Annotated in this window: 9 protein-coding genes; 5 read left to right on the top strand and 4 right to left on the bottom strand. The window is 37.9% G+C overall.

Going from position 1 to position 12,650, the window contains the following annotated elements; all coding sequences use genetic code 11:
* Positions 1-36: 36 nt before the first annotated feature.
* The 3 genes from glgC (DS885_RS01145) to rsmC form a co-directional block, all read right to left on the bottom strand.
* Complete coding sequence (gene glgC / locus DS885_RS01145; RefSeq protein ID WP_113817572.1) at positions 37-1,266, bottom strand: glucose-1-phosphate adenylyltransferase; 1,230 nt, start codon at positions 1,264-1,266, stop codon at positions 37-39.
* Between the two features lie 56 nt (positions 1,267-1,322).
* Positions 1,323-2,549: a glucose-1-phosphate adenylyltransferase gene (gene glgC, locus DS885_RS01140; protein WP_113817571.1), complete on the bottom strand. Its 1,227-nt coding sequence runs from the start codon at positions 2,547-2,549 to the stop codon at positions 1,323-1,325.
* A 431-nt stretch (positions 2,550-2,980) separates the two neighbouring features.
* On the bottom strand, positions 2,981-4,030 hold the full coding sequence (rsmC, locus tag DS885_RS01135) for a 16S rRNA (guanine(1207)-N(2))-methyltransferase RsmC (protein WP_113817570.1): 1,050 nt from the start codon (positions 4,028-4,030) through the stop codon (positions 2,981-2,983).
* 228 nt (positions 4,031-4,258) lie between these two features.
* On the opposite strand from rsmC, the gene DS885_RS01130 reads away from it, so the two are divergent.
* Complete coding sequence (locus DS885_RS01130) at positions 4,259-6,184, top strand: EAL domain-containing protein (protein ID WP_113817569.1); 1,926 nt, start codon at positions 4,259-4,261, stop codon at positions 6,182-6,184.
* A gap of 55 nt (positions 6,185-6,239) precedes the next feature.
* Here the strand turns inward: DS885_RS01130 and DS885_RS01125 are convergent, their stop codons facing one another.
* On the bottom strand, positions 6,240-7,184 hold the full coding sequence (locus tag DS885_RS01125; protein WP_113817568.1) for a 1-aminocyclopropane-1-carboxylate deaminase/D-cysteine desulfhydrase: 945 nt from the start codon (positions 7,182-7,184) through the stop codon (positions 6,240-6,242).
* A gap of 373 nt (positions 7,185-7,557) precedes the next feature.
* Here DS885_RS01125 and DS885_RS01120 point away from each other — a divergent pair, with 373 nt between their 5' ends.
* The 4 genes from DS885_RS01120 to DS885_RS01105 all read left to right on the top strand — a co-directional run bounded on the left by DS885_RS01120 (position 7,558) and on the right by DS885_RS01105 (position 12,543).
* Positions 7,558-8,628, top strand: coding sequence for a TRAP transporter substrate-binding protein (locus DS885_RS01120; RefSeq protein ID WP_113817567.1), 1,071 nt, complete (start codon positions 7,558-7,560; stop codon positions 8,626-8,628).
* An 86-nt stretch (positions 8,629-8,714) separates the two neighbouring features.
* Complete coding sequence (locus DS885_RS01115) at positions 8,715-9,218, top strand: TRAP transporter small permease subunit (protein ID WP_113817566.1); 504 nt, start codon at positions 8,715-8,717, stop codon at positions 9,216-9,218.
* Positions 9,219-9,228: 10 nt separating this feature from the next.
* Positions 9,229-10,521: a TRAP transporter large permease gene (locus DS885_RS01110; RefSeq protein WP_113817565.1), complete on the top strand. Its 1,293-nt coding sequence runs from the start codon at positions 9,229-9,231 to the stop codon at positions 10,519-10,521.
* 177 nt (positions 10,522-10,698) lie between these two features.
* Positions 10,699-12,543, top strand: a complete 1,845-nt coding sequence (locus tag DS885_RS01105) for a monovalent cation:proton antiporter-2 (CPA2) family protein (protein WP_113817564.1) — start codon at positions 10,699-10,701, stop codon at positions 12,541-12,543.
* The last annotated feature ends 107 nt before the right edge of the window (positions 12,544-12,650 follow it).

Raw genomic sequence — 12,650 nt, 5'->3', positions numbered from 1 at the left:
CGCCTTTATTCAAGCATAATTTATGCTGTTTATAGGTTAACTATCAAAGCCAATTCTAGCACCTTTGGGGATAACCACTATACCTTCATCGGAAACGGTGAAGCGCTTTCTATCACTGTCTAGGTTTACACCAATTTTAACACCATCTGCAATTTCTACATCTTTATCAATAATGGTTTTGATAATTTCACAGTTTTTACCGATTTTAGTGTCTCCGAGTAATACGGACTCATACACAGTACTGTCTTCATCAACAAAACACTTAAAGCCTAATACTGACTTTTCAACCGTGGCACCAATGATTAATGCGCCATCTGAAATTAAAGACCTACGGATAGAGCAGTTACTTTGTTGATGGTTTTGAAAGTTAGCAGCAGGTAAGGCTGGATAATGGGTATGCATTGGCCATGCTCTGTTATAGAAAGAGATAGGTGGAGTCTCTTTGATAAGATCCATATTTGCTTCCCAGTAGGACTCAATGGTACCGACATCACGCCAATAAGCTCCGCCCACTTCATTGGGGATTTTATTGGTGGTGAAGTCATAAACAAATACATCTTCAGTCTCTAACAGGTGAGGAATAATATCTTTACCAAAGTCATGACTTGATTGCTCATCTTCGGCATCACGAATGAGTTCTTTTTGTAGCGCCGCAGAGTTGAAAATATAATTACCCATTGAAGCGAGCACATGGTCAGGATCACCTGGGATGGTTTTTGCATCTTCCACCGCAGGCTTTTCAGTAAAGCCAATCATTCTACCGTTAACATCTACTTCAATAATACCGAAGTGGTAAGCTTGTTCTTTTGGTAAGCGAATAGCAGACACTGTTAAAGTCGCTTTTTTCTGTTTATGGAATTCTATTTTTTGTCGAATATCCATTTTATAAATATGATCACTACCAAAAATACAGACGATCTCGGCTTCATCCGCTTCAATAAACTGAATATTTTGATAAATAGCATCAGCTGTGCCCGTATACCAATGCTTGCCCTTGTTCATTTGTGCGGGGATCGCATCAATGAAAGTGTCAGTAAAACTATTTAATTCCCATGCTTTACGTAGGTGTTCGTTAAGAGATTGCGATTTGAATTGCGTTAATACGTAAATACGTAATAAGTCTGAATTAACAAAGTTATTTAATACACAATCAATTAGTCGATAACTGCCACCAAAAGGCACAGAAGGTTTGGTACGTGATTGCGTTAATGGGTAAAGACGGGAGCCTTCGCCGCCAGCTAAAATCATAGTAAGAACTTTTGCCATGAGTAAACCTCATCTTAAGTAATATAAGTAGCAGTATTAGTTTGTTGGATTAGTGGTTATGCAAAGCCGATACGGCTTCCTTTTCCAATCACTACAATGCCATTTTCAGAAACAGTAAAGTGTTTACGATCTTCTTCTAAATTTTCACCAATAACGGTATTGGGGGCAATTTCGACATTTTTATCTAGAATGACATTGGTTAAACGTGCACCTTTACCTATTTTGGCATTACCTAAAAAGACACAGCCTTTTACTTTTACCTCGGTACATAAATGGCTTCTAAAACCAAGAATAGAGTTTTCTATTTCAGCACCATTAATATAAGAGCCAGCCCCTATATGAGATTTTGAAACACGGGTTTCAGAGTCACCTTGATCACGGAATGTCGCTGGTGGTAAGGGCGGATGATAGGTGTGTAAAGGCCAGTTTTTATTATATAAAGAGATAGGTTGATCATCATTGAGCAGATCCATATGCGCTTCCCAATATGAATCTATGGTACCTACATCTCGCCAATAAGCATTTTCAGGTTCGCCCGGTATTTTATTGTCGTTAAAGTTATAAACAAATACCTTTCCCTGTGGGAACATTGTAGGAATGATATCTTTACCAAAGTCATGGCTAGACTCTTCATTCAAAGCATCTTTCTCTAACGCGTTGAGTAATATATCTGTTTTAAAAATATAGTTACCCATAGAGGCAAGTACATGGTCTGGGTCACCTGGGATTGTTTTTGCTTCATCATTGTTAGGCTTTTCTGCAAAACCTATCATGTGTCCCGCATCATCTATTTCTATAATGCCAAAATGGTGTGCTTGGCTTTTTTGTACACGAATCGCAGCAACCGTTAATTCAGCATCCATTTGCTGGTGGTGATCCACCATTTGTTGCACATCCATTTTATAGATGTGGTCACTACCAAAAATACAGACATGGTCAGCTTTGCTTTTTTCAATAAAACGATAGTTTTGATAGATCGCGTCAGCAGTACCTGAATACCAGTTTTTATTAACACGCTGTTGTGCCGGGATTGCTTCAATGAAGCGGTCTGAAATACCTGATAATCGCCATGCACGGCGGAGATGAATATTGAGAGATTGGGACTTAAATTGAGTTAATATATAGATTTTCATTAAGTCTGCATTAACGAAGTTATTTAATGCAAAATCAACTAATCTATAATTTCCGCCAAAAGGGACAGCGGGTTTACTGCGATTCTTTGTTAATGGAAAAAGCCGAGAGCCCTCACCGCCAGCAAGAATCATAGCCAAAATATCAGCCATAGAACCTCCACATATATTATGTTTTAAAGCTATGCATAAAACCAATCCTACAAACTTAATGTTCTATTTCGCTTGTTAAAAATACTTACCTCTTTGTGGTAAGTTTCGTCAATGGAATAAACATTGATGACATTTACACCTTAAGCTAAGTCACTCTTCCTACGCAAAATTTAGAGCATTTATTTAATATAATTGGTCTCACTGTCAACCTGACCAATAGTGTGCGCTGTTTTATCTATTATTTAGCGGGTAAGCATTTCTTCCTAAAGCTTTAAGTCGTTACTTACTTTAGCGCTAAATCAATTATTTTTTATTATTAAGACCACATTATTAATACAGTTGAGAGATATGCCATAGCGCCTGTTTAACTAAATCAGTTTAACTCTTTGATACTAACAACAAACGACTAAGGTAACAGGTTTACATGATAATTATTTGAGGCAACTCAATACTTTAAATTTATTATTTTGAGCATCTTCACTAAACTGCTGATATGCCTGAATTAAAAGAGGCTCATAGCGTAAGAATTTATTCGCGACTATGGTTAGCCTACCTTTTTTCTTTAAAAACTTAGCTGATTCGTTGATAAACCCTTCTGCTGCCTGGTAATTAGTCTTTTGACCAGAGTGAAAAGGCGGATTAGAAAGGAGTAAATCGTATTCTTTATTTACTTTTGAAAATACATCGGATGCAAAAACATTCGCTTTAAGAGCATTTTTTTCTAATGTTAGTTTTGCACTGGCTAGAGCATAAACGTTTACATCAATTAAATCTAATGATAATTGAGTATGTTTTTTAAGGAGATAGCAAGATAAAACACCTGCGCCGCAACCAAAATCCAATCCTTGACCTGATAGATTTTCAGGTAGGTTCTTGAGTAACAATTCACTGCCTTTGTCTAACTCTCCAAAACTAAATACACCCGGTAAAGAAACAATAGTGAGAGAAATGTTATTGATATTCAAAGGATACTCTTTAATCCATTGTTGTTGTTTAAATTCACTAACAGGTTTGCTTAATTCAGCATAAATAATGCTACAATGTCGTGCAGAATCAATGGGATTACTATATTCTGAATAAGGCTTTATAAGACCTGAAACACTTTTGATACCACATTTTTTTTCACCAACTAATACAATACCCGCGCCTTCTTTTAAGTGGGGGGTTAAGTTAGCCAGTAGGTATTCAATTTCTGTCTTGGCTTTAGGAATATAAATTAACAGCAAATCAAATTTTTGTGGCGTATCATTACCTTGATAATCTGCTGTAAAATGTACATCTGAATCCGTTAATTGCTCTTTTAATTGCTCATAATAACGGTAATCATTGAAACAGAAAGTACTTGATGATGCTATTGTTTGTAGGTGGATAGGGTAGTGGTCATCTATATTGCCTGCAACTAATATAGATTTATCGATAAATAAAGATTCGTTACGCTGTAACACTTGGCTTGGATTTGAAAGGGTTGAATTAATGGCCATGAAAATTTCCTATTACAGCTTATTATTAGAAGCTTAAATGATGATGAAAGTATAACGACCAAGCATTATACCAATTGCATTAAGTAGATGACGGTAATCAGTAAAATAGATCCGTTTATCGATGTGTTGAGTATCATACCAATGGAAGTGGTTACTTGGCTCGGTATTATATTGTTATTTTAATGATTACTCACCTTTACATTTGAAATAGTTTGCCACAGGGATGTTATGAAGTTCACTAATAAGTTTACGTTTATTACTAGTGCGATTGTGTTGACGTGTATTGGCTTAGTCTTAGTTGGAGGCTTATTCAGTTTACGCGCACTGACCTTGAAGCACCATCAACAAAGAGTTGACAGTATTATTCAAGTTATTGAAAAACAGTTAGACAAACAAACTACTGTTACTCAATTTGATCACTGGTTACCGGATCTCTTAGACGCCTCTGGTATTGTCCGTTTAGAGGTTAAACGAGATGATGTTACCGTTTATCAAAACTATTTTGAAAGTCGTGAATACTACCCAATGCGGTTGTTACTTCGTTACTCTTACACCTTAGATAATTATCCTGGGGTGCATTTGATTTTACACACTCGCCAGCCTTTTTCTGATTTGCAATTCACCTTTTGGCCCTTGATTGGGATAAGTACTGCTATCTTGCTTTCTTTGAGCTTACTGTATTTTGCCTTGCGTTGGATTAAACGATCTTTTAATGGTGCAGAACTATTAGAGCGTCGAGCACGCTATTTGTTGCAGAACAATCCAACAGCACGTATTGCACAAAAAGGTGAATGGCCGAAGGCGGCAAGTAAAGCGTTAGATGTGTTATCTGAGCGATTAGAAAACAGTCGTAAAGAGCGAAGCGTATTTGATATTCATATTCGCGGTAAAGCGTTTTTAGATGAAGCAACGGGGATAGGTAATCGCCTGGCCTTTGATAATCGTCTTGATACTGTAGTGATGGATGAGAGTTATGCATCGAGCACTTTAATCTTAGTTAGCTTAACTGAATTAAGCACGTTGAAATATCGTTTTGGTAGCGCGCCAAGTGAAAAAGTCATAGAGCAGATGGTCGATTTGTTAAATCATTTCTGTCGTCGTTTTGATGATAGTTTTTATGGTCGTGCGAATAAAACTGAATTTGTTATTCTATTGCCACAAATGGATTATGACGAGAGTAAAGTGGTAGCAAAGCAGCTTACTCGTTCATTATTCCAATTACAATTACCCGAGCCAGAAATGATAGAAAGCTTCTTTCATGTTGGTGTTGTTAACTTTCCGTATGCGAGTAAAACAGACCTGATTATTGATGACGTAAATCGAGCATTGTTAGTGGCTGAGCATCAAAAAGTTAGTGGATGGCATATTTCCGAGGAAAACCTGAAGCATACAGTTGTTAGTAAAGGATCAGTACGTTGGCGTACATTGTTAAATCAGGTCTTAGAGAAAAAGTCTCTATTACTCTATCAACAGCATGTGATGGAACGAGATGCGGTTGGTATTGTTTATTCAGAGTTATGGCCACGTATTATCAATAATGACCAAGAGGTAATTACCTCAGGTACATTTATGCCGATGGCTGAGAAGTGTGGGCTACAGGGAAAAATAGACAGGCAGATGTTAGAAAAGGTGTTAGCGTTATTGGTACAAAGAGGTGAGTCCTCTAAGCCTATATCGGTGAATGTGTGCTCACACCTATTAATGAATAAAGAAAACTACAAATGGTTCCTATTTGAATTGATGCAGAAACCTAAGGCGTTACGTAATAACTTAGTGATTGAAATTTCTGAGCATTTAATCGATAAACATTATCACTCTTTACGTACCGCCATTGTGCCATTACAGAAAATAGGCTGCCAAATCGCCATAGATAATGTTGGTAAGTACGTCATTAATACACAATACATTTTAGATTTTAATATTGATTACTTAAAACTTCACAGCAGTTTAATCAGAGATATTCACTTAAGAAGCACCAATCAAGTGGCGGTGCAAAGTTTACTAGCAAGTTGTTTAAATAGTGATGCAAAAGTTATTGCCGTGGGTATTGAAAGCCAGCAAGAATGGAAGTGCTTACTTCGCTTGGGAGTATACGCAGGACAGGGTGGGTTGTTTATGTCACCTAAACGTATGCGTGCTATCGATATCAGTTAATCCGCACTGAAGGTAATCAATAATTTAGCAACTGGCATGTTCTCCAATGGCTATATTATTGAAATTTATTAAGTAATTTTAATCCTGCTAACCCCTGTAACCCGCCAGTATGTAGCGCTACTATCTTGGTGCCTTTGGGAAAGTGATTCTGTTCAATCAATTGCCATAAAGCATAAAACATTTTTCCTGTATAAACAGGTTCAATAGGGACCTGTGTTTGTTGTGTAAATTGATGACAAAACTGAGACAAAGCTTGAGATATCTTCCCATAACCACCTTCATGATTTTCAGTATGTAAGTGCCAACTAACTTGGTGCTCTTTATTAACTAACTGTTTGATAGTCTCCCGTAAATAATCCGCATTCTTTAATACTGCAACGCCATGTAGTTGTGTATTAGGGCTCTGCTGTAAAGCTCCGCTGATTAAACCGGCTAAAGTTCCTGCACTGCCAGTTGCCGTAAATATATGGTCGACAGGGCCAATATGTTGCTGCTTTAACTCAGTAATAATATCCGCAACACCAGGTATCGCTAAGTTATTAGTACCTCCCTCTGGAAGTATATAAACCTTGGGATTTTGTTGTTGTAATTGCTGTAAATAATCCGCTTGTTCTTTTAAGCGGTAGGTTTTTCTATCAACAAAATTTAACTTCATGCCCCATTTCTGTGTCTGAGATAAGGTAGGGTTAGAAGCATAATGCGCTTCCCCTCTGATAATACCTGTTGCTTGAAATTTAAAGTGGTAACTGGCGGCAGCTAAGGCATGGATATGATTGGAAAAAGCACCACCAAAGCTAAGTAGGTGAGTTTTTTGTTGTGCTTCCGCCTCAAGTAAATTGTGTTTTAGTTTTCGCCATTTATTACCTGAAATTTCTGCATGTAACAGATCGTCGCGTTTAATAGATAATTGAACGCCTTTTTCTGTGAGTAAAGGATGAGTAATGCTTTGCAATGGGCTCGCGCCAATCTGCTGATATAAAACACTATTGGTAAAACTCATTGTTTGTTAAGCCTGTAAAAATGATGCTGAGCTATGAGAGCTTGCTAGGTAGTTGATAACGCTTTGTAAATGATAGGCATATTGAACTAATAACACTAGCTGAATAATTAATTTAATAGTGCTTAAGTTATTTGTTGGGTGGTTAAAGTGTTGTTTTATTGAGCGAGTCTTGCTTTTTCTTAAAAAAAACTAACTGCTTGTGATGTAGGCATCAAATTAGTGATTAAACAGATTCATATCTTTTAAGGTAGTGGCAGTCTGTTAACAAGCTTATAACACTTATCCTGTTGTGAGTAGGTGAAACAGAGCGAGGCTAGTTTCACTTTATTGTTTTAAAACAATGGGTTTAACCTAAATTTACATGGAGTTTACAATGCTGAAGTCTTTATTTAAAAATACCTTAGTGGCAGCTGTTGTGATGGCAACCAGCGTTAATGCATTTGCTGCGGACAAAGTTTATCGTTTGAAATTAGCGGAATCATGGGGACCTAATTTCCCTGTTTTTGGTGATTCAGTGAAGAATATGGTGAAAATGGCAGAGGAAATGTCAAATGGGCGTTTGAAAATCCGAGTGGATTCGGCAAACAAACATAAGTCGGCCTTTGGTGTTTTTGATATGGTGAAAAGTGGCCAATACGATATGGGCCATTCAGCAAGTTATTATTACAAAGGAAAAGTGCCTAATACGATGTACTTCACCACTATGCCTTTTGGTATGACGGCGATGGAGCAATATGCTTGGTTCCAATACGGTGGTGGTCAAGATTTAATGGATGAACTTTATGCTCAGCATAATTTAGTTGCCTTCCCAGGGGGGAATACTGGTGTGCAAATGGGGGGCTGGTTCCGTAAAGAGATCAATAGTTTAGAAGACTTGAAAAACTTAAAAATGCGTATTCCTGGTTTTGCCGGTGAAGTCTTAGCAAAATTAGGTGCAACGCCAGTGAATATTCCACCGGGTGAGTTATACACGGCTTTAGAGCGTAACACGATTGATGCATTAGAGTGGGTAGGACCATCTTTAGATTTACGCATGGGATTCCATAAAATTGCACCTTTCTATTACATGGGCTGGCATGAGCCTGCAACCGAGTTAATGTTCATTATTAACAAAAAGAAAATGGAGAAGTTACCTGCCGACTTACAAGCTATTTTGAAAGTAGCAATGCATAAAGCCTCTTACGATATGTATGTGCAATCTTATGCATCAAGCGCGGAAAACTGGGCTGAAATGACCTCCGAATACCCTAATATTCAAGTTAAAACCTTCCCTCCTGAAGTGTTAACTGCATTGAAAAAAGCCAATGATGACATTCTTGCTGAGAAAGCAGCTGATGACGAAATGGCGGCTCGAATTATTAAGTCTCAACAGGATTATCTGAAATTAGTACGAGTATGGACTGATATTTCAGAGTTTGGTTATATTCAAAGTACTAAAGAATAATTGCTTGATTATTAAAAGCGACACTATGGATTGTGTCGCTTTTGATTTTTGCTTATCCACTCTTTATCTATAAGGAATATTATTGGATGGAAAGTCTGCAAAGTGTATTTGATCGTTTTTCCGATATAGTTGGAAAAATAGCAGCCACATTAATGATCCTGCTGCTAGCTAATGTTTTTTACGATGTGGTGGCACGTTACTTTTTTAAATCCAGCTCCATTGGTTTGCAAGAGCTAGAGTGGCATCTGTTTGCTTCAATGTTTTTATTAGGGATTGCTTACACCCTAAAGGAAGAAGGGCACGTTCGAGTTGATATTATTTATGAAAGGTTAGGTGAAAAAGGTAAAGCATGGATTAATTTTCTGGGCTGTATCTTCTTCTTGTTACCATTTTGTGCGCTTATTATCTGGTACGGCTACGACTTTGCGTTAGAGTCATATAATTTACAAGAAACCAGTGGTGATCCCGGTGGTTTATCACATCGCTGGATTATTAAATCGATGATCCCGCTCTCTGCATTGGCATTAGCATTAAGTGCATTCGGTGTATTAATAAAAAGCTTACGTAGCATAAGCAATAACCACATTTAAAGGGAATTTTATGATTGGTATTATTATGTTTGGAGTGGCGTTATTACTGCTATTAACAGGTTTTCCTGTTGCCTTTGTATTTGCTGGTGTTGCATTGATCTTTGGCATCTTCGCCGAAGGTGTAGAGTTATTTGCTTTTATGCCTTATCGCATTATGAGCATCATGGAAAACTCGATCATGATGGCAGTCCCTATGTTTATCTTTATGGGGAATATTCTACAAAAAACCAAATTAGCGGAACAATTGTTAGAAGCCATGGGGCAGTTGTTTGGGCGTGTTCGAGGTGGTGTTGCTGTTTCTACCATTCTAGTAGGTTGCTTATTAGCGGCTTCAACGGGTGTGGTGGGCGCATCTGTGGTAGCAATGGGGGTAATTTCATTACCTGTGATGCTCAAATATAACTATGATAAACAGTTAGCCACTGGGGTTATTTGTGCATCGGGCACCTTAGGACAAATTATTCCACCTTCTATTATTCTTATTATATTGGGTGATGTAATGGGGGTGCCAGTAGGTGACCTATTCAGAGCTGCGGTTTTCCCTGGGGCAATACTCGTGGGGGCCTTTATCCTCTACGTGTTGATTTATGCATATTTTAAACCTGAATCTGCACCTGCATTACCAGAGTCAGCCTTGTCTGGAACTCGTGGTGTAAAACCTTATTGGATCGCTTTTAAAGCGATTGCACCACCTCTTACTCTTATCTTTGCTGTATTAGGCTCTATTTTTTATGGCATAGCGACACCCACTGAGTCTTCTGCGATTGGTGGTGTGGGAGCGATTCTATTAGCTATGCTATATAGACAATGCTCATGGAAGGTGATTTGGGAATCCTCCTTTGAAACCCTTAAAGTGACTGCAATGGTATTTGCTATCTTTATCGGTGCAACGGCTTTCTCAATGGTTTTCTCTTACACGGGTGGTGAAGAGATTATTGAGGAGATCATGTTTAGCTTACCGGGTGAAAAATGGGGCTTCTTAATTATCTCAATGATTGTTATTTTGATTCTAGGTTTCTTCATCGACTTTGTTGAAATCTCATTCATTGTGGTACCTATGCTCTACCCAATTGCTGAGATGATGGGGATTGATCTTACTTGGTTTGCAATATTGATTGCCATGAATCTACAAACCTCATTTTTAACACCACCCTTTGGGTTTAGCCTCTTTTATTTAAAAGGGGTTGCTCCACCACAGGTAAAAACCATGGATATCTATAAAGGTGTTATCCCCTTTATCGGTTTGCAATTGTTAGTATTAGCTTCGATCGTGATATTCCCAGGTTTTTATGGTTTTGATTAGTTAACCATTATTAATTTATCGATATTACTTAAAGCCTCTTTAATAGAGGCTTTTGTGTATTTAACGGTAAATTTAAGATTGCAGGGATAGTGAAAATAAGCGATATTTATTGAGACTTATCCATTAAACTAATAACCACCTCTCTTCGTTATATTTATTAATCACTAAAGGACTCTAATGTTAGAAATTGTTGTCATTTATCTTGCTGCCGCGCTAGCCGCTGTTCCTATTGCTAAACGCCTTGGTTTAGGCTCTGTATTAGGCTACCTGTTAGCAGGAATTTTAATCGGACCATTTGCACTAGGATTGGTAGGAGACCAATCTGAAGTACTGCACTTTGCAGAGTTTGGTGTGGTAATGATGCTGTTTTTAATTGGTCTCGAGTTGCAACCGAGTCGCCTATGGAAATTGCGTCATTCCATTGTGATCCAAGGTGGTTTACAAGTTGGATTAAGCACCTTATTAATATGGGGCGCTTGTTACTTATTATTTGATATGCATTGGCAAACAACATTAGCGTTAGGTTTAATGTTAGCGTTATCTTCTACGGCCATTGTGTTACAAACGCTGACTGAAAAAGGCTGGATCAAGCAACCCGCAGGGCAAAATACCTTCTCTATCTTACTTTTCCAAGATATTGCAGTGATCCCTATTTTAGCTTTGTTACCTTTATTAGCGTTTAGTGATGCAAGCTCAAGCGTTAACAGTCACGGTAGTCTAATAGAAGATTTTCCTGCTTGGGGACAAGTCGCGGTTTCAGTGTTAGTGATTAGTGGCATCTACTTTGTTGGCAAATATGTTTCAACGCCTTTGTTCCGTTATATTGCAGAGACTCGCTTAAGGGAGATTTTTACGGTATTTACGCTATTTTTGGTGGTTTCTATTGCCTTGATTATGCAAAAAATCGGACTTTCACCGGCATTAGGTACGTTTTTAGCCGGAGTGGTCTTGGCTGAAAGCGAGTTCAGGCATGAGTTAGAAACAGATATTGAGCCCTTTAAAGGTTTGTTATTAGGGCTATTTTTTATTGCGGTAGGCGCCTCTATCGACTTTCAACTGTTATCGGAACAATTTTTGTTAATCATGGGATTAGTGATTGGCTTAATCGTTCTGAAGGGGCTTGTTTTATATGGGATTGCATTACTTTTTAAGCTTAAATCTAAGCAGAAAATATTATTTTCATTGGCATTAGCGCAAGGTGGTGAATTTGCTTTTGTATTGATTTCATTAACAGGTACTTTAAATATTCTGACCGCTGAAGAGTCTAAAATAACCACCTTGGTGGTGGCTATTTCTATGTTATTTGCACCTGTATTATTAATGATATATGAGCATCTGTTATTAAAAGACAAACATACCGCTGCGTATGATGATCCTGAACATTTAGAATCTACTGATCATGTGATTATTGTGGGCTATGGACGTTTTGGGCAAGTGGTAGGGCGTTTATTAACAGCGCAGGGATATCATCTATCTATTTTGGACCATAGCCCAGCACAAATCGATTTAGTGCGTCGTTTTGGTATTAAGGTGTTCTATGGTGATGCTGCTCGTGGTGATTTATTAAAATCAGCCGGTGCAGATGAAGCTAAGTTACTGGTGATTGCTGTGGATGAGGCGGAAAAGTCTCTACAAATTATTGATATTGCACAAAAGCATTTCCCTAACTTAAAAATCGTGGTGCGCGCCATTGATAGAACACATGCTTATCGAATTATTCAAAAAGGCGTCCATACTTTTAGACGTGAAAGCTTTGATTCTGCGGTGAATTTAGGTGTGGATGCATTAAAGCTATTAGGTGAGTCGCCATCTTTTGCTGAAAAGGCCGGCGACCTATTTAAGAAGTACGATGAAAGTGCATTAGAAGAGTTAGCAAATGTCTGGGGAGATGATAAACACTATGGTGCTGCGGTTCGCCAACACCTAGCGGATCTAAAACAGGTGCTTGATAACGATAAGTTACAAAATCAGAATCAATACCAAGAAGAGGAGCAACAGAGCCCTCATAACGATCAAAAATAATGATTTGTTTATTTATACCAATTATATTAAATAAGTGAGCTAAATTTTGCGCAGCAAAAATGACTTAGTTTAAGACGTAAATTGAGCCTATCGATGATTAACTTCGT

It is taken from the genome of Psychromonas sp. B3M02 (genome assembly GCF_003318165.1).
In the GTDB taxonomy this organism is placed as follows: domain Bacteria; phylum Pseudomonadota; class Gammaproteobacteria; order Enterobacterales; family Psychromonadaceae; genus Psychromonas.
This window is presented reverse-complemented; position numbering and strand designations above follow the sequence as displayed.

What these genes read in the sequence shown, in the direction of transcription:
- glgC (WP_113817572.1), bottom strand. Translation starts at nt 1,266, where the DNA reads ATGGCAAAAGTTCTTACTATGATTTTAGCTGGCGGCGAAGGCTCCCGT.
- glgC (WP_113817571.1), bottom strand. Translation starts at nt 2,549, where the DNA reads ATGGCTGATATTTTGGCTATGATTCTTGCTGGCGGTGAGGGCTCTCGG.
- rsmC (WP_113817570.1), bottom strand. Translation starts at nt 4,030, where the DNA reads ATGGCCATTAATTCAACCCTTTCAAATCCAAGCCAAGTGTTACAGCGT.
- DS885_RS01130 (WP_113817569.1), top strand. Translation starts at nt 4,259, where the DNA reads ATGAAGTTCACTAATAAGTTTACGTTTATTACTAGTGCGATTGTGTTG.
- DS885_RS01125 (WP_113817568.1), bottom strand. Translation starts at nt 7,184, where the DNA reads ATGAGTTTTACCAATAGTGTTTTATATCAGCAGATTGGCGCGAGCCCA.
- DS885_RS01120 (WP_113817567.1), top strand. Translation starts at nt 7,558, where the DNA reads ATGCTGAAGTCTTTATTTAAAAATACCTTAGTGGCAGCTGTTGTGATG.
- DS885_RS01115 (WP_113817566.1), top strand. Translation starts at nt 8,715, where the DNA reads ATGGAAAGTCTGCAAAGTGTATTTGATCGTTTTTCCGATATAGTTGGA.
- DS885_RS01110 (WP_113817565.1), top strand. Translation starts at nt 9,229, where the DNA reads ATGATTGGTATTATTATGTTTGGAGTGGCGTTATTACTGCTATTAACA.
- DS885_RS01105 (WP_113817564.1), top strand. Translation starts at nt 10,699, where the DNA reads ATGTTAGAAATTGTTGTCATTTATCTTGCTGCCGCGCTAGCCGCTGTT.